We start from the raw sequence: 23,397 nt of genomic DNA on the forward strand, positions 1-23,397 counted from the left end.
CCTCAGGCTAGAGAGCTGATCATATCGGGCCGGAAGCCCGCCCAATGGGATTCGCCTGCCACAACCACCGGCACCTGGCGGTAGCCCATGCCCTTCACGAGATCGAAGGCGTCCGCATCGGCAGAAATATCGATGACTTCATATTCGATGCCCTGACGATCGAGGGCGCGCGTGGTGGCGGTGCACTGGACGCAGGCGGGCTTGCTGTAAACGGTGACGTTCATTTTTTTCTCGCTGGTTAGAGCGCATCCCGAAAAGTGGGAACCCGTTTCGGATGAGATGCGCGACAAGACAAACAGACAGAGCATTTCCAACGGTTCATGAAAAAACAGGGAATGCCCTGGAAGGACGCAAAAAGCCGTTCGCGCATCGCGAAATGCGCGTTGAAAGGCACATGACAGGGGAAAGGCCAGCCGCACCAACAAGCAGCCTGACCGCACAAACTATCCCTGGAAGGGAGGACCGGAACTGAAACTGAATAGACTGAACATGGACTTCACCCCGAAGCTAAATCCCAGCAAAAGTGCAAAGCGGTTTTGCCGGGGAATGCGTAAAAACAAAGCGGGAAGTTCGAGGCAGCAACCGGCAAGGCAAAGCTTGCCATACAAGATTGCGCGCCAACCGGACACCCCGCCCGTGGACGTACTCGTTCAAGGCAGGTCTCCTGGCTCACGGATCAACATTCTGCCCGCCTTCCCAGCCTGAGCCAGTGACGTGATGGACAGAACTCTCCGCTTACAGTTGCGGGGGCAGCTCCGGCATTGTCGCATCCATCATGGATGAAACGCACCGGATTCCCGTCTTAGCTTTCGATCCGACGAATCGAAAGAACCTAGAACACTATATATAGTAGTCGAAGTTAAAAACTCGTCAACGGATAGTTGGTGACAAGGCATGAAAATTAGCGGGGTCGTTCGAGCGCGCCCCTCAATAGCGGGCATTGTCGCTGCCTATTTAGCGGGCGTGATCGGTTTCGGCCTGAATTCCGGCTTGATAGCCTTGAGCGCCATGCGGTCCACCAGAGCGGGAGCTATAAGCTTCAACCACCGCCCCAGCCGCATCTGCCTGGTCATCAACACTTCGCGTTTGCGCGCCTGGACACCCGCCAGCATCAGCCGCACGGCTTCCTCGACCGGCATCATGTCATCCTCGCGCACGCCGCTCGTTCCAAGAGCGGCACCGCTTGCGCCATAGCCTACTTTGCGAATGTCGGTTTTGACGACACCCGGATAGACGATTGTCACGGAAATGCCGCTGGGGGTCAGTTCGGCGCGAAGCGCCTCGCAGAAGCCTGAGAGGGCGAACTTCGTTCCGCTATAGGCCGTACGCCCCGGCACGCCGATCAATCCGGCCACGGATGAGACAGCGACGATCCGCCCCCTGCTGGCAGCGAGATATGGAAGTGCGGCATGGATAGGCCAGACGCTGCCCCAATAGTTCAACTCCATCAGGTCATGCATCCAATCGAGATCATCCGGCTTGATTTCGGCGAAATTGGCATGGGCCGACATGCCCGCATTCACGATCAGCGTATCGATGCGGCCATAGGCGGAAACCGCCTTGTCGATCAGGGCGATGCAGGCAGCGCGATCCTTAACGTCGGTGGGTATCACAAGGGCCGAGCTGCCCAGTTGCCGCAATTCGGCGGCAAGCCTCTCCAGCTTGTCCACATTGCGCGCAGCGAGCACCAGAGCAGCACTGGCACGGTCGCGCTGGGCGATCTGCCGCGCGGTTTCAGCGCCGATACCATCCGATGCTCCCGTTATGATCGTCACGTCCATGCCAGGCCCTCCCCTGCCTATCGATCCGACGACAGGCAAGGTACAGGCAGGGCAATCAGTGCGTCCAGTGGTTTAGACCTTGCGCGATAGAATTGCAGCGAGAGCGAGACCGCCGATCAGCGATATGTGCTCCAGCGCCACCGTCTTATCCCGGAAAGCTTCTTCTCCTTCCTTCGCCCAGAACGGGTGGGCAACGGGAATGGTCAGGATCGTAAAGACGGCAAGCGCGCCACAAGCCAGCCAGGTTCCGCGATTGAAGATGATCATCAGCGATCCGCCAATCTGCAAAAGCAGAGTTGCGCTGTTGAACAGCCAGCCCGGATGAAGACCAAAGCTTTCCATTTCCGCAGCATTGGCGCCGAAGTCGAAGAGCTTGGCCAGCCCACTCGACCAGAAAACGAAGGTAAGGACCACCCGCGCCAGCAAAAGGCTGGCACGGGAATCGAGGATGTTGGCGATGAAACGCGGCATCGGTCAGCCCTTTCCGCCCGTGATACGGATAACCTTGAATGCGACTGCCACGGCAATTGCTGGCGCGAGCGCGAATATCACCGACAGCCAGAGCGAGGCATTTGCCGCGCCCTCCACACCTCCCGGCACGGCAATACCGGCAAAATTGGCAACCATCCCCGCGCACGCCGTTCCGAAGGCTATGGCGAAGAGCTGTACGGTCGTCATTCCACCCGCTGCGAGATCCTGCTCGGTCAGGGGAGCGCTCTGATAGACGCGGGTAACGAGGCTGGGCCAGGCAAGGCCAATCCCGAAACCGATCAGGATGAGCCCAAGGCAGACGGGCGCGAGCAGCGACCAGTTGCCGTTGCCATGGATCGGGAGAAATATGGCGAGCAGGACAAGACCGGCAAGCGCGAGAACGGGTCCGGCAACGACAAGCCTGTCGCCCCCCTTCTCCTGCCATCTGGAACTGAGGAAGGATGCCACCGTCCAGCCGATTGCCATAAGTGCCGCCAGATATCCTGCCCAGAGCGGAGACTGGCCATGCAGGTGCTGCAGCAGATAAGGCACGTATATTTCGGGCTGCATGCTGAGCATCAGAAGCGCGATCGTAAGGTAAAGAGCGCCGAGCGGTGTCGACAGGCTGAACGAGCGGCGCGGCAGGAGACGTGCCTTGGCGTCGCGGTCCACGACTGCGATGATGGCGATCATGAATATCGCAGCACCCAGACCGACGATCTTCCATAGCGTTTCCTCTGACAGGCTCCCCGCTGAAACCGCAAGGACAGCGCCGGTGAGGAGGATGAGTTGAAGAACCGGAATGGAAACGCGCTCGTTTCTATCCCAGCTCGAGCGTGGCAAAGTCGCGAATGCCACCACAGCGAAAAGACCCGATACCGGCAGCAAGGACCAGAAAGCAGCGCGCCATGCGCCATATTCGGCAAAGATGCCGCCAATCGCCGGACCGATGAGCGTCGCCACGCCGAACATAGCGGAAATAAGACCGATGGCCCGGCCCCACAGGCGCTCCGGCAACACGACACGGGTGAGACCATAGGCGAGCGCGTAAAGAAATCCGCCGCCGAGGCCTTGCACGCTCCGCCCCGCCAGCATGACCGGCATGTTGATGGCCAGAGATGAGATCAGTGTGCCGGCTGCGAACAGCAGGGTCGCCACGACATAGGCGCCTCTTGGACCGGCACTTTTCAGCAGCCGCGCGGTGAGTGCAGCCCCCAGAATGGAGGCAACGACGAACAAGGTCGTCGCCCAGGCATAGAAATCCATGCCGCCAATGTCCTGCACCACGCTCGGCATGACTGTAGTCGCGATATACATATTGACCGCATGGAGAGTGACACCTCCGGCCAAAGCCAGGGCATAGAGGCCATTTTTACCGCTTAGAAGCTCCCCCCAGCCAGCAGGCGCATGTCCCGCAATTCCCGCTGGTGTTGTTTCTTCGATCGAACTTTGCACTGTCGGCCTCCGTGAACTGAATTGTTGCCGACAGGTTTATAGGACCTCAACTTTGGTTGAGGTCAATAGGCTATTTCCACTGGAAACGAAGGCTTTTGACTGTTGCAAAATGTGGCATGGAACGCCGCAAGATCGCCGCCGCGAATGAGCCGCAGCAGCGTCGGAAAGGTTCGTCCCAGATGCAGGGAAGTCAGATGAGATTGCCGGGCTTGACCATCAATCTTCGGGGACCGGCGCCTTGCTGACCGAGGATGTCGTCGGGATTTCGCAACGGGCATTCGGACAGCGAGAGACAACCGCAGCCGATGCAACTCGTTATCTGGTCACGAAGCTGCATCAGACTGTCGATGCGTTCCTGAAGCATGTCTTTCCAGGCTTCCGAAAAACGTCTCCAGTCCTCCGCCGTCGGCACGTGGTCGTGGGGAAGGTCTTCCAGCGCTTCATGAATGATCGCAAGCGGAATGCCCGCGCGTTGCGCGATCTTGATAATGGCAATGCGGCGCAGCACGGCGCGGTGATAGCGGCGCTGGTTGCCCTCTGTGCGCCAGCCCTCGATGAGCCCCTTGGTTTCATAGAAATGGACCGTAGAGACCGCCACACCGGCGCGCCGGGAAACGTCACCAACCGTCAGGCTTTTCTTGAGACCTGAATGTTCCATATCGTCAAACTCGATCATGCCGAATGTGTAGGCCGCAGCCCCGCATAATTGCAAGACGCGTCATAAATCCGCGTCATGTCTCAACGCGCGATAATTGCGGCGTGCCCATAGCAACGGGCGCGAATGCAGCGGCAGATCGGTATTTGTTACCAGCCCGGCAAAAAGCGTGTGATCCGCCATTGGAACGCTGCCCGCCAGTTCGCAGTCAATGGCGGCCGAAGCCCCGAAAAGACGCGGCCTGCCAGACGGCCATTCGCTCCACACACCAATGAGAAATCTCTGCGCGTGGGGAACCTTTCCCGCGAAGGCATCGCCGATCATCTCCTGCCCTTCCGCGAGCATGGCGAGCGAGAAGCCGCCATCAGAGAGGATCGCCGTTGCCAGCGCGCTGTCGCTTTTCACCGAAACCAAAACCATGGGCGGCTCGGCGGAAAGCGACAACACCGCTGTCACCGTGCGACCGTGGGCTTCACCGGCATCGCATGCGGTCACCACGGACACTGTTGCGGCCATCCGCGACATCGCATCCGCGAACTCTCGCTTCGAAACGGCGCCGATTGCGTCGCGGTCTATATGCAGCACGTTTCTGTTCATCATGTCAGGCAACCTTCGGCTTCTGTCCCTGATAGCGCCGGTCGGAAAACGCCCCGCAGCGCTTCCGACCGGCCATGGCCTCACGTCGGGATGTCCGTTCGGCCATATCGGTTCCAAACAGCTATTCGGAATGCTGTTTCAGATAGGCGATCATGTTTTCGAGGTCTTTTTCCCTGGTCAGTCCGGCAAAAGCCATCCAGGTGCCCTTCACCACGGCCTGCGGCTTCCTGAGAAAAGCCTTCAACTCCTCGTCGTTCCAGACCAACCCCTCGGCAGCCGCCTTGCGCATCGCATCCGAATAGGGATAGCCCGGATAGGAGGCGGCCTTGCGGCCCACCACGCTTTTCAGTGATGGGCCGCGTTTGCTTTCGTCGGCATCCGCCGTGTGGCAGACGGAGCATCGCTTGAAGAGTTTTTCCCCGGCCGCAGCATCTGCCCCTTCACCAGAGGCGGCTGTCGAAACAAGAAGGACAGTGGAAAAAGCAAGGGGAACAAGAAGAAGCGACAAGCGCATGGACGATACTCCAGATGATCGGCCATGCTTCTCTAGTTCCTCAACCTTGGTTGAGGTCAAGAGCAAATCTCGTCTGCTTCCTCATTTTTTAGACATCGCTCGTGGAAAAATTCGCGGCAGCGCTCAACACAGCCCGTATCGACGCGGTTGCGATATCGTCGTCGATCCCGACGCCGAAAACTTTCCGTCCATCATGCGTACGGCATTCGATATAAGCCGCAGCCTTCGCGTAAGTGCCCTTTTTCAATGAATGTTCGTGATAGTCGACGATTTCCAGATCGATATCGCAACCGGCCTGCAATGCCGAGACCGCACTTGATATCAAACCATTGCCGCGCCCGGTTATGGCGATTTCCTGCCCGCGATGCCGAATGCGCCCGGCGAAGACACGCGCCTCTCCGCTCCGTGCGGGCCTGCTTTCCCTGTAGTTCAGCAGCTCGAAATCAGCATTCTCTTCCAGATGATAGACATCGCGGAACAGCGACCAGATCATTTCGGCGGTCGTTTCCTTGCCGGTATCGTCGGCGAATGCCTGCACGCGACGGCTGAAATCGATTTGCAGCGGGCGCGGCAGTTTCAGCCCCCGGTCCTGCTCCAGCACCCATGCCACGCCGCCCTTGCCTGACTGGCTGTTGACGCGGATGACGGCTTCATAGCTTTCACCGATATCTTTCGGATCAATGGGCAGATAGGGCATTTCCCATATGCCGTCATTGCGGCTTTGATGCGCGGCAAAACCCTTGCGGATCGCATCCTGATGCGAGCCGGAAAAAGCAGTATGGACCAGTTCGCCCGCATAGGGGTGGCGCGGATGAACCGGCAAGTCATTGCAATGTTCGACCGTTCGCACCACGGAGCGCATCTCCGGGAAATAAAGCTTCGGGTCGATGCCCTGCGTATAGAAATTGAGCGCCAGCGTAACGAGATCGACATTGCCGGTGCGCTCGCCATTGCCGAACAGGCAACCCTCGACGCGATCAGCGCCTGCCAGCAAGGCCTGTTCCGTGGCGGCCACCGCCGTCCCCCGGTCATTGTGCGGATGCACGCTTATAATGACGCTGTCGCGGCGCGACAGGTTGCGGCAGAACCATTCGATCTGGTCCGCATAGACATTCGGCATTGCCACCTCGACCGTAGCCGGCAGGTTGAGGATCGCCTTGTTTTCGGGCGTTGGCTGCCAGACATCCAGAACACGTTCGCAGATTTCCAGCGCGAAATCAGGCTCGGTAAAACAGAAGGTTTCCGGCGAATATTCGAAAGTCCAGCGTGTCTCTGGTTGTTTCCGGCTTTCTTCCAGCATGGCGGTTATCCCACTGACCGCCAGATCGACGATCTCGTCCTTTTCCATGTTGAACACCACACGACGAAACAGCGGCGCGGTTGCATTATAAAGATGAACGATGGCCTGACGTGCACCGCGCAGGGATTCGAAAGTGCGTGCGATGAGGTCAGCGCGCGACTGGGTGAGCACCTGAATGGTCACATCGTCAGGTATCAGTTCCTCTTCGATCAGCCGACGAACAAAGTTGAACTCCGTTTGCGAAGCGGAAGGAAACGCAACCTCGATTTCCTTGAAACCGATTTCCAGAAGCATGCGATAGAAACGCATCTTCTTTTCGCCGTCCATCGGGTCGGCGAGCGCCTGATTGCCATCGCGCAGGTCCGTCGAGACCCAGCGCGGCGGCTGCGCCAGCCGCCGGTTCGGCCACTCGCGATCCGGCAATTCGATCGGAGATATGAAAGGACGATATTTGCTATCCGGGTTTGGCATCATGACAATAGTTCCTTCGGCTGCGAGAGCAGCGGCTTCGACAATTGGGAAATGGGATTGACGGCAGGTTACGACCGCCGGGATGCCATCAGGCCCAACGGTCGCCGGTAAGTCGAAGGAGAAGAAGCGAAAAAGCGAAGCGTGCGCAGCCAGCCGGAGCGTTCAACTCCGTTGAAACAAGTGTCTTGTGGCTGGCGCAAGCGGACACTGCGGGGCTTTCTTAAAAATGGCTTCTCCACTCCATCATATGTCAATGGATATTGGCATTCCTGCGCTTTAAGGCCATTATTGAGCGCAAAAGGGTCAATCCATGTCACTGAATTATCCAGCGCCCCTTGCACTCGCCATATCCACCATCGCGCAGGACGATGCATCCTTTGCAGGGCCGCCGCACCGTCACCGCGATGCGCAATTGATCTATGCGCGGTCCGGCGTGGTAACCGTTGCAACCGAAAACGGTAGCTGGGTCGTTCCTCCCAATCGCGCCGTGTGGGTGCCGCCGATGGTGGAGCACGCAACCCGCAGCCACGGACCTGTTCAGTTTCGTACGATCTTTATCCATCCGGATGCCGCGCGATCCCTCCCCTCATCCTGCGGCGTGGTGGAAGTTTCTTCCTTGCTGCGCGAACTGATCCTGCGTCTTGTGGAATTGCAGGACCGGCCAGCTACACCCTTCGCTCACCGCGTCTGCGAATTGCTGTTGGAGGAACTCACTTTTCTGCCCGCCGAACCCCTCAGTCTGTCCATGCCATCGGATCACCGGCTACGCACCCTTTGCCAGACGCTGCAAGCGGAGCCCGATACGGAGTTATCGCTCGATGCTGCCGCCTCGCGGACTGGCATGAGCAGGCGCAGTTTCATGCGTCATTTCGAGCGTGAAACCGGCATGACCTACGGTCGCTGGCGGCAGCAGGCCCGCTTGCTTGCTGCCTTGCCTGCGCTTGCCGCAGGCGTGCCTGTCGTGACCGTGGCGCTTGATTGCGGATACCAAAGCGCAAGCGCTTTCGCCGCAACGTTCAAGCGCAGCCTCGGACGAAGCCCCGCAAGTTATTTCGAGTGAAATATTCACCGAACGGCCTGATGGCACTCGCCAAGAACGAGAACATTTTCAATCGTTTATTGCTCTGGGGGCATGCACCGATGAACTTTCCAGCAGGGATTTCAGCGTCTTGGGCGAAGGGAGAAATTGACAGTCCGGCTTCTTATCCTGTATCGATCATTCAGTTTTGAACATTGTTCAATATATTGAACAAGCGAAGAGTTTCTCCCAAGGCTTTTCTTTCAGAACTGCCGGTGCATCGGCTGCATCGGAGAATTACCGGACGCCTCCTTCCCAAGACAGGAGCGTTTCCGGGATAGCCCAGCGTTGTGCGCCGGTGAGGAAATGAGAGACCTCGGCGCTGGTGAAAGTGAAAAGGGTGGAATGATGACAACAGAGATCAAGCCATTTTCGTTCGACACCGTCGGCTCGATGCTCGTCGAATGGAGCGCTGCGAAGCGCCTCGGCGAAATCCTCGGCGAACGGTTTTCGGAACGCAGGATTCTGATCGTGACGGACAAGGGCCTGCACAAGGCCGGCGTCCTCAACCATGCGCTGGCCTCGCTCGAAAAGGCGGGATTCGGTATCAGCGTGTTCGACGACGTGGTAGCCGATCCGCCGGAATCCGTATTGTTTGCCTGCGTCGAGCAGGCAAAGGCTGCCGGTTGCGATATCGTGCTTGGTCTGGGCGGCGGCTCCTCCATGGATATCGCCAAGCTCGCCGCCGTGCTGATTGTTTCCGAACAGGAGCTTTCCGAGCTCTACGGTATCGGCAAGGTACAGGGCGGACGTCTGCCGCTGATCCAGATTCCGACCACCGCCGGAACGGGTTCGGAAGTCACGAACATCACCATTCTGACGACGGGCGAAACCACGAAGATGGGCGTCGTCGCTCGCCAGCTTTACGCTGATTTCGTAATCCTCGATGCAGAACTGACCTGCGGTCTTCCCGCGCTTCATACGGCTGCGACCGGCATTGATGCCATGGTTCATGCGATCGAAGCCTATACGAGCCGGATCAAGAAGAACCCGCTCTCCGATGCGTTCGCCCGCGAGGCGCTGAAGCTTCTTTCAGCGAACCTGATTGCGGCCTGCGAAAATGGCAATGATCGTCATGCCCGCGAGGCCATGCTGCTCGGCGCCAATTATGCCGGTCAGGCCTTTTCCAACTCGCCTGTCGGCGCTGTTCACGCGCTGGCTTACCCGCTTGGCGGCCACTACCATGTGCCGCACGGCCTTTCCAATGCGCTGATGCTGGGGCCGGTGCTTCGCTACAATATGGCAGGCGCAGCCGCGCTTTACGCCGAACTTGCCGATCTGCTGCTGGAGAAATCCGAAGGCACGACGGAAGAGCGTTCAGCGGCTTTCGTAACCTATATGGAAGAGCTGATGAACAAGTCGGGCGCGCCGCGCCGCCTGCGTGATGTCGGCGTGACGGAAGACAGCCTCGAAACGCTGGCACGCGATGCGATGCTGCAGACACGGCTTCTGGGCAACAACCCGGTCGACGTGACCGAGGCCGACGCCCTGGCGCTTTACCGCGAAGCTTTTTGAGCGCGAGCATCTCCAGCAAAAATGCGACGCGCTTTTTTCTGGAAATGCGACACAGCAAATCTTTAGTGCGGTTCCGACAGCTCTGCGTTAACCGGAACCGCTCTGCCACAACGACCTGAAGGTTGAGGACCGCAGAAGCGTGCTGATAGCCGCTTCCGCGCAACCTTTCCTATGTCCCGGAGAATAAATTGAGCACTGAACGTATCGACGGTCAGGAGCAGCCCTATTGGCCTGCCGGACCGTTCAAAATTCGCTTGCCTTTTGTCCATTACAAATTCGAGTGGCCTGACTATTGCCAGGGGCTTCTCATGTGCGCCGTCGACCTGTCGGCGATCCCGCTCATGGCGGAGCTTCTTGGAATGCCCTTCGAAGTGGCGCTTGCCGTGGTGGTGCTGAACGGGCTTTTCTATCTAACCCACCATCTGCTCGGCGACCCGGTCGTTCCCGGCTGGATCACGCCTGCCGTCCCCCTCATCATGGCCTATTGCTCGACCTTCCCTGAAGGCCCGGAACGCATACACGCGCTTGTGTCCTTCCAGATGATGCTGGGGCTCTTGTCCATCTTCATCGGCGCGACCGGCATCGCAAACAGAGTGATCGCCGCGATCCCGCAAGCGATTAAATCCGGCATCATCATCGGCGCCGGTTTTTCGGCTGTCATTTCGGTATTCAAGATCGGCGGAAATTTCGACACGTTTCCGTTCACGATCTCGATTGCCATCGGCCTTTGCTTTTACCTGATGTTCTCGCCGCAGTTTAACCGCCTGTCGCGCAATGGCGGCTTTTTCGGCCTTATCGGAAAGCTCGGCGTACTGCCATGCATCCTGCTTGCCGTGGTGATTGCCCCGCTATTCGGGGAGGCCAAATGGCCGGAATTCCAGTGGACGATCTCGTCTCCGGATTTCGCGACACTGTGGCGCGAATATACGATCTTCGGCCTCGGCATGCCGCCGCTTTCCATGTTCCTCACGGCTCTGCCAACGGTGCTTGCAACTTATATTGTCCTGTTCGGCGATGTTCTGAAAACCAAGTCGATTATCGGGGAAGCCCAGCAGCACCGCCCCGACGAGAAGATCGACTACAATCCCAACCGCGCGCACCTCGTTTTCGGCATGCGCAATACGGGAATGTCGATCCTAGGTCCCGATGTGACGATGTGCGGCCCGGTATGGGCGGCAATGCAGGTGGTTATCTGCGAGCGCTTTTCCAAGGGCAAGAAGTCGATGCACTCGATCTTCGGCGGCGCGGGTTCGTTCCGCTGGGGCACCAATACCGGCCTGTTCCTGATGCCGATCGTGACACTTGTCCAGCCGATCCTCGGCGTGGCGCTGACGCTCACTCTGCTGATCCAGGGCTATGTCTCGGTGCGTATCGGTGTCATGGAAGCCCGCTCGCAGCGCGACCTCGGCATCGCAGGCATTACAGGCGCGGTACTGGCAACGCGCGGTGCCGGATGGGCTTTCGCCACCGGCGTCATCCTCTGCCTGCTGATCTATGGCCGCGAATTCTTCCGCGGCGAAGTGGACCAAACCTTCGTGAAGGACCAGCAGTCCTGATGCATAAACCCTCCCGCATCTTGCGGGAGGGTTTCATTTCCTGGAGATGTTAACCGGCAACAACCTCCGGCAACGGCCTGTCCACGATCATCGCATGATCGAGCACACGTTGCAGATTGGCCGCATGGCGGAAACCCGGTTCCAGTTGCGCCCCGTCGGCCACCGCGCGGGCAAACCGCTGGTAATTCGTCTCCACCGTTCCCGCATCAATGTCCCGCCATACCGGGGTTTCGATATCCTCGCCGATGGAACCACGCAGGCTCGAGCCGGTCGGTGTGTGAAGAATTTCCAGCGCGCCCTTGTCGCCGTGGATACGCAGCCGCAGCTCGTTGAGATGACCTGTCGCCCAGCGGCTGGCGTGAATGACACCCAGCGCGCCATTGGCATATTCGGCCATCATGACAAAGCTGTCATTGGCATCCAACACATATTCGCCGATATGGTTGTTGTCCGCCTTCTCGAAAGTCTTGAGACGCGCCGAAGCCCGCTCCACATCGCTGCCGATCGCATAGGTCGCGAAGTCGAGAATATGAATGCCGACATCGCCCAGAACGCCGTTGGAACCGTGCCGGGTTGAAAGCCGCCAGAGCCACTTGCTCTCGGTTTTCCAGTCGCCCCACGCCTTGGAGACCAGCCAGCTTTGCAGGTAGGACGCCTCGAAGTGGCGCACCTGTCCGATCTCGCCCGCCAGCACCATTTCGCGCGCCTTCTGCAGCGGCGCTACATTGCGATAGGTGAGGTTGACCATGTTGACGACGCCCGCCTGCTCGGCGGCGTCGGCCATTTCGGCGGCTTTCTCGTAGCTTTCAGCCAGCGGCTTTTCGCAGAAGACATGCTTGCCTGCCCCGACCAGCGCAAGCGTGGTCGGGTGGTGAATGGCGTCCGGCGTCACATTGGCAACCGCGTCGAAGCGGTTCCATTCCAGCGCATCCTCAAGCCGCGTGAAGCGGTTGTGAATGCCATGGTTTTCCGAAAACGCATCGACACGCACCGCCGAAACATCGCAAGCCGCGACAACCTCCACACCGTTGATGGCCTTGAAGGCTTCGACATGGTTCTTCGCCATGCCGCCTGTTCCAAGAATAAGAAGACGCATGATGCACCTCAGCGATAGCCGGCTTCGCCCGGCTTGTGCAATTTCGGACCACGCTCCACGATCGGCTCCGGCGCCTGGTCCACCGGGACATTCGGCGCGGTATGGATGCCCGCCCATGCCGGTTGCGGATTATAGGCCCATTTCACCGAATTGCGCAGGACTGTCCGCACATTCGCATCGTGATAGGTAGGATAGGTCTCGTGACCGGGACGGAAATAGAACACATTGCCTGCACCGCGCCGCCAGGTCATCCCCGACCGGAAGACTTCACCGCCGGCGAACCACGAGATTAAAACCGTTTCGAGCGGTTCCGGCACGGAGAACTGCTCCCCGTACATTTCCTCGTTCTCCAGCACGAAATTCTCATCCAGCCCCTGTGTGATCGGATGGCCGCGATTGACTACCCAGAGCCGCTCGCGCTCACCCGCCTCGCGCCATTTCAGCGCGCAGGGCGTTCCCATCAGCCGCTTGAATATCTTGGAGAAATGCCCTGAATGGAGCACGATCAGGCCCATGCCTTCAAAGACGCGCCTTGCCACGCGCTCCACAACCTCGTCGCTGACGCCGCCATGGTCCTTGTGCCCCCACCAGACCAGCACGTCCGTTTCGGCAAGACGCTCTTCGGTCAGGCCGTGCTCAGGCTCCTGCAAGGTGGCGGTCGTCGCTTCGATGGCACTGTCCTCATTCAGCGCGCCTGCGATGGTGTTGTGCATACCGTCCGGATAAACCGAACGCACGGTTTCATTGATCTGCTCGTGAATGTTTTCACCCCAGACGATTGTACGAATAGGCACGAATATTCTCCTTGCTGCGGGCGTCACCGCCCATTTGTCTCATGTGTCGTTGAGCTTGGGAGGTCGGCGTCAGACGGCGCGGCCCTTTTCATCGAAGCGATGAATGTCGTCCCCCAAGGGGGAAACCGAGAGCGTCTCGCCTGATTTACGCGCTGCCACGCCGCTTTCGCGGACCACCAGCGGCTCCTCCAGGCCGAGATCGATATAGACATAGGTATCGGAACCGAGGATTTCGCTATGAATCACCCGACCGGTCCAGTGGCCTCCCTCGGCAACGATGGCGAGGTGTTCGGGGCGCAGACCCACCGTATGCGCCCCGAAAGGCTCACTATAGCTGCCGGTCAGGAAGTTCATTTTCGGCGACCCGATGAACCCGGCGACGAAAAGCGAATTCGGCTTTTCGTAAAGCTCAAGCGGCGTTCCGATCTGCTCCACGCGTCCATCGCGCAGCACGCAGATGCGGTCAGCCAGGGTCATCGCCTCCACCTGATCGTGCGTCACATAGATCATGGTGGTGTCTTCCATGCTCTCGTGGAGCTTGGCGATCTCAAGCCTTGTAGCCACACGTAGTGCCGCATCGAGGTTGGACAAGGGTTCGTCGAAGAGGAAAACCTTCGGATCGCGCACAATGGCGCGGCCAATCGCGACACGCTGGCGCTGGCCGCCCGAAAGCTGACGCGGCAGGCGCTCCAGATAAGGTGTGAGTTGCAGCATCTCCGCGGCGGCCTGAATCCGGGCCTTGCATTCCTGCTTGTCCTTGCCCGCAAGCTGCATGCCGAAGGCCATGTTTTCATAGACCGTCATATGCGGATAAAGCGCATAGGACTGGAACACCATGGCGATACCGCGCTTCGACGGCGCAAAGCTGTTGACCACCGTTCCGTCAATGGAAAGACTGCCCGAGGAGATTTCCTCCAGCCCGGCAATGAGGCGCAGCAGCGTGGACTTGCCGCAGCCGGAAGGGCCGACGAAAACCATGAACTCGCCGGGCCGGATATCCATGTCCACGCCCCGGATGACCTCGAAATTGCCGAAAGATTTGCGCACATCGCGCAATTGAAGCTCTGCCATGGTTGTACCTAACCCTTTACGCCGCCTGCCGTCAGACCGGACACGATCCGCCGCTGGAAGATGAGCACGAGGATGACGAGGGGAACCGTCACGATGACGGAAGCCGCCATGATGTTGCCCCATGGGATTTCAAATTGACTGCCGCCGGACAGAAGCGCGATGGCCACCGGCACGGTGCGCTGGCTGCCCGAGGAGGTGAAGGTGAGCGCAAACAGGAACTCGTTCCACGCCGAGATGAAGGCGAGCAGCCCGGTCGTCACCAGCGCGGGCCACATGAGCGGCATGAAAACCCGCGTGATGATGACCCATGGTGATGCGCCGTCCACGATGGCGGCTTCTTCGATCTCGACCGGCAGGTCGCGCATGAAGGTGGTGAGAACCCAGACCGTGAACGGCAGTGTGAAGATCATATAGGAGAAGATCAGCGCCAGCGGCGTGTTGAAGATGCCGAGGAAGCGGATCAACTCGAACAGCCCTGCCAGAACGGCGATCTGCGGGAACATGGACACCGAAAGGATGGTAAGAAGCAGCAGCCCTCGCCCGCGAAAACTTACACGGGCCAGTGCATAGGCCGCTGTCACCGCCAGCAACAGCGAGATTGCCACCACCACGGTCGCCACCATGAGCGAGTTGCCGAGGCTGCGCAGGAAGCTGCCCTGGGTCAGCACGCTGGCATAGTTTTCAATCGAGAAACTGGTCGGCCAGTAATCGACCTGAAACAGCGCCGTTCCGGATTTCACACTGGTGATGATCGCATAGTAGAACGGGAACACTGCGATCAGGATGATGAGTGCCACCAGCAGATAAAAGCCCAGGGTTTTTACATAATGCATCATGCTAGTCCCCCCTGCCGACGTTGACGCGCCCGAAGAACATGTAGAGCACGGTGATGGCCGCGATGATGAGGAACAACATCGTCGATGCCGCCGCACCATAGGCGAACTTGTCGAAATCGAAGAGATTTTCGCGCGCGAAGACCGACATGGTTTTCGTCTGCGCATTGTTGGGCGTCAGCACATAGATGAGATCGAATATGCGCAGGGCATCCAGCATCCGGAAGATGATGGCCACCATCAGCGCCGGACGGATCAGCGGCAGCGTCACCCGCCAGAACACCTTCAGCGGGTGCACGCCATCTATCCTGGCTGCCTCGTAAATATCCGTTGGCACCATCTGTAAACCGGCCAGAATGAGCAGCGCCATGAAGGGCGTCGTCTTCCAGACATCGACGATCAGAACCGCAATCATTGCGGTGTCCGGATTGGCGGTCCATGCGATCTTCTGGCTTATGAGCCCCAGATTGAGCAGAATATGATTGAGAATGCCGAACTGATCGTTGAGCATCCAGTGCCAGATCTTGGCCGAAACGATGGTCGGGATGGCCCAGGGGATCAGGATTGCGGCGCGCACAAGCCCGCGCCCCCGGAAGTTCGCGTTGAGCACCAGTGCGACGATCAATCCGAAGACAGTTTCCAGACTGACCGACAGAACGGTGAACCGGATCGTATTCCAGACCGCGCCCCACCAGGCGGGGTCAGCCAGCAGACCACGATAGACGGTGCGCCCGCTTTTCAGCGTCACCCATGACAGATAATTGTTGAAGCCGACGAATTCCGCCGTGCCAAGGCTCGTCAGGGATGCATTGGTGAAACTGAAATAGACAGTCCGAAGCAGCGGCCAGCCTGCCACCAGCGCCAGTACCGCCAGCGTGGGCGCAAGAAACAGCCAGGCTGACCTGATACGCTGCGCGCGCAGATCGGAATGAACCCGGCTGTTCGTGGCCGAATTCCCCGAAATATCGAGAGAAGTCTCCGTCATGATCCCACTCTTGGTCGTGCTCAGGGAGATTGGAGCGTTCGGACTGCCCTAAAGGGGCTTGGGAGGCCGCCCGAACGCGGCTTGACGGGGCTACCAGCCGGAGCCTTCCAGCTCGGTCAGCTCGACCTCAAGCATTTCGAGATTCTCCGCAGCCGTGCCGTTGCCCGAAAGCGTCTTGTGCACCGCCGTCCAGAATTTCGATGAGACTTCATTGTATTTTACTTTTGTCGCAGCAGACGGGCGCGGCACGGCATTCTGGAAAATCGGCTTCCAGTTGGCCATGAAAGGCTGGGCTGCAATGACATCCTTGTCATCATAAAGCGCTTCGATGGTCGGCAGGCGCGAAATCTCTATCGCCTGCACCTTCTGCACTTCCGGCGAGGCCAGATATTTGACCAGCGCGATGGCTGCATCCTGCTTGGTGGAATATTTTGAAACGGCAAGGTTCCAGCCGCCCAGCGTCGAGGAAGGTGCATCGCCCTCCGCCCCGGCAGGCAATGGCGCCACGTCGAACTTGCCTTTCACGCCGCTATCGGCACTGTTGCCGAGCGCATAGGCATAAGGCCAGTTGCGCATGAACACGGCATTGCCGGTCTGCCAGACACCGCGCGATTCCTCTTCCTGATAGGCAAGCGCGCCCTGCGGCGAAATTGAGCCGATCCAGCCCTTGGCGCGGTCGATGGCCGCCGCCGCCTTTTCATTGTTGATGGAAATGGTGCCATCGGCTTCGACAATCTGGCCGCCGCCCGACGACTTGACCCACTCGAGCGCGTTGCAGGTCAGGCCTTCATAGGCATTACCCTGAAATACAAAGCCCCAGAGGTCGGACTTTCCTTCCGCTCGCTCCTTGTCCATGATTTCCTTGGCGGTTGCCGTCATTTCGTCCCAGGTCTTTGGAACCTGCTTATTGTATTTTTCGAGCAGATCCTTGCGATAGAAAAGCGCTGGCGCGTCGGTATAGAATGGCAGCGCAACCAGCTTGCCGTTCACCGTCTGCGAGGCGATGATGGAAGGAAAGTGAGCGCCGGTCACGTCCTTGGTCGCCTCTGTCAGATCGACAAACTGGTCCGACAGTTGCGGCGCCCAGACCACGTCGGTCTGGTAAACGTCGATATCAGCGTTACCGGCTGCCAGCCAAAGGCGATACTGGCTGAACTGCTCGCTGCTCGACGGCGGCATCGAGACGATATTGACCTTGTTGCCGGTATCTTTCTCGAACTTGACGATCTGCTCCTGCAGAAACTTGATGTTGTTGCCCGTCGAATTGGCGGCGATGGAAATCTCCACCGCATGGGCGCTCACCGTCGCCAGACCAAGCGCCACGCCCGCTGCGAGCACACCTTGAAAAACCTTCATAGTTCCCTCCTCCCATCCATTCTGTAAGCGGTTTGATAAAATCGAAAACGGTTTGGATGACGAAAAGGTTGCAGAGGACCGCATTTCTGTCAAGCAGCAGAATCCGGAGCGGACCCTATTTACGCATTTCCGAACGTCTGAGCACGATAATTCAAAGGGTTATGGATTCATTTCGTTGTTGATCAGCATTTCGGGCTCGGTTTCGTTGCAGCATGCAGGAGTAAGAATTCAAACAAACTTGAAATCGGTTTGGTTTTCGTGCACCCTATATCTTGCAGCGTATCAAAGAACTCAGCCGACCAATTGTTAATCGCAGGGAAGCGGCTATAATCCGCCGCCTTGCCTGCCTGTATAATTCGAAAGCCAAATGAAGCTCCGTGAATTCGCCAAACATCTGGGCCTTTCGGCCACGACCGTCAGCCGGGCGTTGAGCGGCTATCCCGAAGTGGCGGAAAGCACGCGCAAGCGGGTGATGGACGAGGCTGTGCGCCTTGGTTACCGCCCCAACGTCAACGCGGTCAGGCTGGTGACCGGTCGCGCCGGTGCAATCGGTGTCGTGATGGGACGCAACAGCGAGTTTCATTTCGCCGAGTTCATGCGGGGCATGGCGGAACGGCTTTGCCAGGATGAAGTCGATATTCTTGTCAGCCCGATTGCCAACAACGGAACCGATGACGAAGTGCAACTGTGCAGACGGCTCGCCACCAGCCATCGCGTCGATGCTATCATCGTGACCTCTCCCAAGCCAAACGACGAGCGCATCCGCATGCTGCATGAACTGGGCATGCCTTTTCTCGTGCACGGACGTTCCGAAACCGGCATTCCGCACGCCTGGCTCGACATCGACAATGAAGGGGCGGTCTATCGCTCGACTGCCCATCTGCTCGATCTCGGCCATCGGCGCATCGCCATGATCAATGGCCGCTACGGCTTCACCTTCTCGCTTCACCGTGACGAAGGCTACCGCAAAGCCCTCGAAAGCAGAGGCATCGCCTTCGACCCAGATCTCGTCCAGCACGGCGATTTCACCGATGAAATCGGCTATCGTCTCGCCCGCAAGCTGTTGGAGCGCGACCCCCGCCCGACTGCATTCGTTGCCGGTTCCATGATGACCGCGCTTGGCATATACCGGGCGGCGCGCTCCTTCGGCCTGACCATCGGCAAGGATATTTCCGTCATCGCCCACGATGACGTCATCTCGTTTCTGAGCGCCGACAATATGGTCCCCTCGCTGACCGCGACACGCTCGTCCATGCGCGCAGCCGGCAAACGTTGCGCCGACCTCCTGATGGACATACTCGACGGACGCGCCGCATCCGATATCCATGAATTATGGCCGGTCGAGCTCATCCTGCGGGAATCGGCCACCCGCGTACCGGAATGGGCCTGAAAATATCGAATAGCTGACACGATTTGCCAGTTTCACGCTGCCGGTGTAGATTTGCCGTGCAACGCGGAATTGGCTCGGCGCTTGAAGAAGCGCACTCCGAAGCCAAACCGCGTTGCATGTGGTTTAAATCGGAGTACAAATTGCGCAGTGAACAATCTATTCTTCAACTATCAATAGCGGTTACTATTCTGGTTGCTGGTTTCGGCGTCGTCTTCGGCCTGTTATCCGGCTCATTTTCTATAGTATTCGACGGCGTTTACATGCTTGCCGACGCAGCCATGAGCGGACTTGCCCTTCTCGTCTCGCGTCTCATCGCACTCTCGGCCCTGCCGGAACAACCCCGCGGAAAACTGCGTGATCGCTTCACGATGGGTTTCTGGCATCTGGAACCAATGGTGCTTGGCCTCAACGGCATGATGCTGACCGGCGTCGCAATCTACGCCCTCATAAACGCTGTCGGCAGCCTGATGGATGGCGGACGCGACCTCGAATTCAGCTATGCGATCTTCTATGCCGTCGTGGCCCTGATCGCGTGCCTCGGCATGGCCTTGCTAGAAACACGCGCAAACCGGACCCTGAAATCGGATTTCGTCGCGCTCGACGCCAAAGCCTGGATCATGTCGGGCGGCATTACGGCAGCGCTTTTGATCGCTTTTTCGGTCGGCTATGTCATCGACGGAACAGAACTCGGCTGGCTGACGCCTTATATCGATCCCGCGGTTCTGGCGGTCGTCTGTCTTGTCATCATTCCGATGCCGATCGGGACGATCAGACAGGCATTGGCTGACATATTCCTCGTGACGCCTCTGGACCTCAAAAAGCACGTCGATGCCATTGCGGAACAGTTCGTCAGGCAGCACGGCTTTCTCTCATACCGCGCTTATGTCGCCAAGGTCGGCCGCGGCAAGCAGATCGAACTCTATTTCATCGTTCCGCCCAATCTTCCGCCCCGAAAGCTTGAGGAATGGGATGCATTGCGTGATGAAATCGGCGATGCGCTCGGGGGCGAAGGGCCGGACCGGTGGCTGACCATCGCTTTCACCACCGATGTGGAATGGGCAGACTGATCGGGAACCTTATTCGTTCGTCAGCGACAATTGTCGGCGCAGGCGCATCGTGCGGCTGTCGCCCGGCTGGCGAGGCAACCGGCTGAAGGCATTCAGGTAATTGGTCTTGGTGCGCATGATATGCGCTTCCAGAATTTCCCTCAGTTCCCCGGGCTTATCGGCCTCGGCGAGTTCGATGATGACGGCGTGGTCAGCAAAGGAGCGGGCGGGTTCGCCTTCGGCACCGATTGCCAGATGTGTCCGCAAGGCTGCGACACGTCCCAGAATGCTGTCATAGGCGCGCGCGAGATAACGATTGCCGCAGACCCGGAAGAACGCCAGATGGAACTCGGTGTCACAGCGCCCATAGGCGCGCAGATCGTCGTCGTCTATGGCCGCACGCATGAGATCGTACTGCTTCTTCAATTGTGAAACGAGTTTCTTGCGATTGCAGACCAGCGCCAGGCGCATGGCCTGATCTTCGAGGCCGACGCGAAAATCACACAGTTCGGCTATGTCTTCCTGCGTGGGCGTGAAAACATAGGTGCCGGACTTGGGAACGATGTGGACCAGTTCCTGCATCTGCAAAATGTTGAGCGCCTCGCGCACCGGCGTACGGCTGACATCGAAAGCCGCAGCGAGCATGTCTTCGGAGAGGTTTTCACCGAATAGAAACTCCGCATCGACGATCGCACCGCGAATCCGTTCCGCGATGCTGCTTGCCAGCGACTTCTTGCTCTTGCCTCGAATCTCTCTCATGTCCGAATCTTACAGACGCCTTCTTGCGACGTATAGAGCGGTTGAAACCGCACTCGAATTACACTCGTGACGATAACGGGCCTGATCGAAGAACAGGCCCGTCACCCGGATCAGTCCCGTTTGGCTTTCAGGCTCATGCAGAGGAAGAAGCCGATTATCGGGAATATGGACAGGGCCAGCAGCGACAGCGAAAAGCTGTCGGTCGTGGATTTGACCCAGCCGACGAGATAAGGCCCAGTGAAGCCGCCAAGCTGCGCGAAGCCGTTGATGGCGGCAAGTCCGCCTGCGGCAGCCGCGCCCGACAGGAACTGGGTCGGCAGCGTCCAGAACACGCCCAGATAGGACCAGAGGAAGAAGGCGCAGACCGACAGGAGCACGAGGCTCAGGACCGGTGATGGAGACAGCGCACTGGCGGCAAGGAACACGCCGCCGAACAGACCCGCAATCGCCGTATGTATCTTGCGTTCACCGGTACGGTCCGAACTGCGCGAGATCACCACAAGCCCGATGGCTGCGAACACGAACGGAATGGCGGAAATAAGCCCCGTCTGGGCCGCGCTGTAATCGCCAAGGCTCTTGACGATCTGCGGCAGCCACATGATGACGCCATAAACAGCAATGCCGTTGAACATATAGACGAGCGTCAGAAGCCAGACGCGGTAGTCGCTGAAAACTTCCTTCAGCGAATGCCTTGTATCGGGTTGCTTGCCCTGATTTTCCCTGGCAAGTTCAGCCATCAGCCAGGCGCGTTCATCCGGGTTCAGCCAGTGCTTGTCCTTTTCCGGACTATCGACCAGATAGAAGAACGTCACGACGCCGAGGATCACGGCGGGAAGCCCTTCAAGAATGAACATTGCCTGCCAGCCATGCAGGCCGAAAAGCCCCTCGCCGGCATCCATCAGCCAGCCGGAGAATGGCGCGCCGACGACGATGGAAAGTACGGTTGCCGTCATGAACAGCGCCGTTGCGCGGCCGCGTTCCTTGGCCGGGAACCAATAGGTGAGATAAAGCAGAACGCCCGGCGCGAAACCGGCCTCCGCAACGCCCAGCAGGAAGCGCAGGATGTAGAACGAAACCGGCCCCTGCACGAAAGCCATGGCGCAGGACACGAGCCCCCACGTGACCATGATGCGCGCTATCCAGACGCGCGAGCCGAGCTTGTGCAGCATCATGTTGCTCGGCACTTCGAACAGCATGTAGCCGATGAAGAAGATGCCCGCGCCGACGCCGAACATATAGGGTGTCAGGCCGATATCGTTGTTCATGTGAAGCGCGGCATAGCCGATATTCACCCGATCGAGATAGTTGACGATGAAGCAGATGAAGCAGAACAGAACGATCCGCAGATTGAGCTTGCGAATGGTGCTGTCGCGCAGGTCGGGCGTTGCGCCGACCGCGCTCACAGTGGAATTGACCACGATATCCTCCCAGATCTCCGCCCATGTCCCAGCATGAGCGGCATGCAATAATCGTTGCGGAAGCTGTCACGCGGTAGTGCGCGCCTCCCGTTTGGAGCTTCGGCGGAAAGTTGACCGGACCAGTCGGACAGGGTTTCCCGAACGGACAACCCCGCACGGATGCCCATCGGCGCAATTCCGGTCATTGTCGCCTCGCTCCATTGCAATGATTAGCCCGGCAACAATCACTTTACAAGTAGCATACAAAATCTTGTACCTCAGATTGACAGATTGCCGCTCACATGGCTTTTAAAGTCACCGTCGCCATATGGTCGAGTCCCAGGGATTCTCATCGGCGATCCATGAGCGCGCTGCGGCGTTCGTTTTCGAGGAGGAGATAATTCATGACCGCATACAACGCCCCGCCAGCGTTCCCGACCGATTTCTTCGTGGACCGCGTGGTGCTCGTCACCGGCGGCGCATCCGGCATCGGCAAGGCGATTGCCGAAAAGCTCATCCCGCTCAAGGCGCGGGTCGTGCTTTGGGACGTGAACGGCGCGCGCCTTGAGGAAATGGCGGAAAGGCACGGCGAGCAGGTTCTGACGGCCCTTGTGGATGTTTCGGACAAGGCCGCGGTTGACCGCGCAGCGCAAGACATCGGCACCAGATGGGGCGGCATCGACCATCTGGTCAATAATGCAGGCATCATCGGCCAGCGCATGACCGTGAAGGATTTCGATGCGGACGAGCTGGACAGGGTTCTGGCCGTCAACCTGAAAAGCGTGTTCTACGTTTCCAGTGCTTTCCTCAACAATCCGGGAGCCAGGCCGAACAAATCCGTGGTGGGCCTTTCTTCCATCGCAGGGCGCACCGGCGGCATGGTCGGCAATATCGCCTACGCCACGACCAAGGGCGCTATCGCGTCCTATACCTATGCGCTCGCCAAGGAACTCGCGCCGGAAATCCGCGTCAACGCTCTCGCCCCCGGCGTCATCAACACGGAAATCCAGAAAGACGTATTCGCAGATCCGGCCAGCATCGCAAAGATGGCGGACCTCATTCCGCTGAAACGGCTTGGAACCGCCGATGAAGTTGCCGACGCGGCCATCTGGCTGCTGTCGCCGGGCGCGGCCTATATCACCGGCGTCGTGCTTGATGTTTCAGGCGGACGATAGAGCGGTTGCTGTTTTAACAGGATCGCCGGAGCCACTCTCACTATTTGTTTTGTCGCATTATCCAGCGCAGAACCGTTTCTCATTTTTTGCTGGAAATGTTCT

General features: G+C 58.6%; 22 protein-coding genes and 1 riboswitch. Of the genes, 6 read left to right on the top strand and 16 right to left on the bottom strand.

Annotated features, from left to right (window positions below; all coding sequences use genetic code 11):
• Positions 1-2: 2 nt before the first annotated feature.
• The 8 genes from nrdH to leuA all read right to left on the bottom strand — a co-directional run bounded on the left by nrdH (position 3) and on the right by leuA (position 7,247).
• Positions 3-224 (bottom strand): glutaredoxin-like protein NrdH, encoded by a 222-nt coding sequence (nrdH, locus tag ABWW28_RS02175; RefSeq protein WP_006472472.1) that lies wholly within the window; start codon positions 222-224, stop codon positions 3-5.
• 413 nt (positions 225-637) lie between these two features.
• Positions 638-851: riboswitch (cobalamin riboswitch) on the bottom strand.
• 99 nt (positions 852-950) lie between these two features.
• Complete coding sequence (locus ABWW28_RS02180; protein WP_063882517.1) at positions 951-1,781, bottom strand: SDR family oxidoreductase; 831 nt, start codon at positions 1,779-1,781, stop codon at positions 951-953.
• Positions 1,782-1,853: 72 nt separating this feature from the next.
• Positions 1,854-2,252 carry a DoxX family protein gene (locus ABWW28_RS02185; RefSeq protein ID WP_176587967.1) on the bottom strand — a complete coding sequence of 133 codons (399 nt, stop codon included), beginning with the start codon at positions 2,250-2,252 and terminating at the stop codon, positions 1,854-1,856.
• A gap of 3 nt (positions 2,253-2,255) precedes the next feature.
• Positions 2,256-3,707 (bottom strand): MFS transporter, encoded by a 1,452-nt coding sequence (locus ABWW28_RS02190; protein WP_006468432.1) that lies wholly within the window; start codon positions 3,705-3,707, stop codon positions 2,256-2,258.
• A gap of 190 nt (positions 3,708-3,897) precedes the next feature.
• Complete coding sequence (gene soxR / locus ABWW28_RS02195) at positions 3,898-4,365, bottom strand: redox-sensitive transcriptional activator SoxR (protein ID WP_025092092.1); 468 nt, start codon at positions 4,363-4,365, stop codon at positions 3,898-3,900.
• 60 nt (positions 4,366-4,425) lie between these two features.
• Positions 4,426-4,962, bottom strand: a complete 537-nt coding sequence (locus ABWW28_RS02200; RefSeq protein WP_006472468.1) for a flavin reductase family protein — start codon at positions 4,960-4,962, stop codon at positions 4,426-4,428.
• Between the two features lie 118 nt (positions 4,963-5,080).
• Positions 5,081-5,473, bottom strand: coding sequence for a c-type cytochrome (locus ABWW28_RS02205; protein ID WP_006472467.1), 393 nt, complete (start codon positions 5,471-5,473; stop codon positions 5,081-5,083).
• A gap of 88 nt (positions 5,474-5,561) precedes the next feature.
• Positions 5,562-7,247, bottom strand: coding sequence for a 2-isopropylmalate synthase (leuA, locus tag ABWW28_RS02210; RefSeq protein ID WP_006468428.1), 1,686 nt, complete (start codon positions 7,245-7,247; stop codon positions 5,562-5,564).
• A gap of 307 nt (positions 7,248-7,554) precedes the next feature.
• Between leuA and ABWW28_RS02215 the strand changes: the two genes are divergently transcribed.
• From ABWW28_RS02215 to ABWW28_RS02225, 3 genes are all read left to right on the top strand, one after another.
• Positions 7,555-8,304 (top strand): AraC family transcriptional regulator, encoded by a 750-nt coding sequence (locus ABWW28_RS02215; RefSeq protein ID WP_006468426.1) that lies wholly within the window; start codon positions 7,555-7,557, stop codon positions 8,302-8,304.
• A gap of 363 nt (positions 8,305-8,667) precedes the next feature.
• Positions 8,668-9,837 carry an iron-containing alcohol dehydrogenase gene (locus tag ABWW28_RS02220; RefSeq protein WP_006472466.1) on the top strand — a complete coding sequence of 390 codons (1,170 nt, stop codon included), beginning with the start codon at positions 8,668-8,670 and terminating at the stop codon, positions 9,835-9,837.
• A gap of 188 nt (positions 9,838-10,025) precedes the next feature.
• Positions 10,026-11,393: a hypothetical protein gene (locus tag ABWW28_RS02225; RefSeq protein ID WP_006468422.1), complete on the top strand. Its 1,368-nt coding sequence runs from the start codon at positions 10,026-10,028 to the stop codon at positions 11,391-11,393.
• 49 nt (positions 11,394-11,442) lie between these two features.
• On the opposite strand, the gene ABWW28_RS02230 is transcribed toward ABWW28_RS02225, so the two are convergent.
• The 6 genes from ABWW28_RS02230 to ABWW28_RS02255 form a co-directional block, all read right to left on the bottom strand.
• Positions 11,443-12,489: a Gfo/Idh/MocA family protein gene (locus ABWW28_RS02230; protein ID WP_006468421.1), complete on the bottom strand. Its 1,047-nt coding sequence runs from the start codon at positions 12,487-12,489 to the stop codon at positions 11,443-11,445.
• A gap of 8 nt (positions 12,490-12,497) precedes the next feature.
• Positions 12,498-13,283: a ThuA domain-containing protein gene (locus ABWW28_RS02235; RefSeq protein WP_006472465.1), complete on the bottom strand. Its 786-nt coding sequence runs from the start codon at positions 13,281-13,283 to the stop codon at positions 12,498-12,500.
• Between the two features lie 69 nt (positions 13,284-13,352).
• Entirely contained in the window at positions 13,353-14,354 is a 1,002-nt protein-coding gene (locus ABWW28_RS02240) for an ABC transporter ATP-binding protein (RefSeq protein WP_006468419.1), read from the bottom strand.
• 8 nt (positions 14,355-14,362) lie between these two features.
• Positions 14,363-15,190, bottom strand: coding sequence for a carbohydrate ABC transporter permease (locus tag ABWW28_RS02245; RefSeq protein WP_006472464.1), 828 nt, complete (start codon positions 15,188-15,190; stop codon positions 14,363-14,365).
• Position 15,191: 1 nt separating this feature from the next.
• A complete protein-coding gene (locus tag ABWW28_RS02250) occupies positions 15,192-16,172 on the bottom strand; it encodes a carbohydrate ABC transporter permease (RefSeq protein WP_006468417.1) in 981 nt (326 codons plus the stop codon).
• A 90-nt stretch (positions 16,173-16,262) separates the two neighbouring features.
• Positions 16,263-17,528, bottom strand: coding sequence for an ABC transporter substrate-binding protein (locus tag ABWW28_RS02255; protein ID WP_006472462.1), 1,266 nt, complete (start codon positions 17,526-17,528; stop codon positions 16,263-16,265).
• A gap of 367 nt (positions 17,529-17,895) precedes the next feature.
• Between ABWW28_RS02255 and ABWW28_RS02260 the strand changes: the two genes are divergently transcribed.
• Together ABWW28_RS02260 and ABWW28_RS02265 are read left to right on the top strand one after the other, a co-directional pair.
• Positions 17,896-18,918 carry a substrate-binding domain-containing protein gene (locus ABWW28_RS02260; protein ID WP_006468415.1) on the top strand — a complete coding sequence of 341 codons (1,023 nt, stop codon included), beginning with the start codon at positions 17,896-17,898 and terminating at the stop codon, positions 18,916-18,918.
• Between the two features lie 140 nt (positions 18,919-19,058).
• On the top strand, positions 19,059-19,985 hold the full coding sequence (locus ABWW28_RS02265; protein WP_025092094.1) for a cation diffusion facilitator family transporter: 927 nt from the start codon (positions 19,059-19,061) through the stop codon (positions 19,983-19,985).
• Between the two features lie 9 nt (positions 19,986-19,994).
• Here the strand turns inward: ABWW28_RS02265 and ABWW28_RS02270 are convergent, their stop codons facing one another.
• Positions 19,995-20,723 (bottom strand): GntR family transcriptional regulator, encoded by a 729-nt coding sequence (locus tag ABWW28_RS02270; RefSeq protein ID WP_006468413.1) that lies wholly within the window; start codon positions 20,721-20,723, stop codon positions 19,995-19,997.
• 110 nt (positions 20,724-20,833) lie between these two features.
• Complete coding sequence (locus ABWW28_RS02275; RefSeq protein WP_006472460.1) at positions 20,834-22,141, bottom strand: MFS transporter; 1,308 nt, start codon at positions 22,139-22,141, stop codon at positions 20,834-20,836.
• A 383-nt stretch (positions 22,142-22,524) separates the two neighbouring features.
• On the opposite strand from ABWW28_RS02275, the gene ABWW28_RS02280 reads away from it, so the two are divergent.
• On the top strand, positions 22,525-23,295 hold the full coding sequence (locus tag ABWW28_RS02280) for an SDR family NAD(P)-dependent oxidoreductase (protein WP_025092095.1): 771 nt from the start codon (positions 22,525-22,527) through the stop codon (positions 23,293-23,295).
• The last annotated feature ends 102 nt before the right edge of the window (positions 23,296-23,397 follow it).

This window comes from Brucella sp. NBRC 14130 (genome assembly GCF_040371715.1).
Taxonomy (GTDB): domain Bacteria; phylum Pseudomonadota; class Alphaproteobacteria; order Rhizobiales; family Rhizobiaceae; genus Brucella; species Brucella intermedia.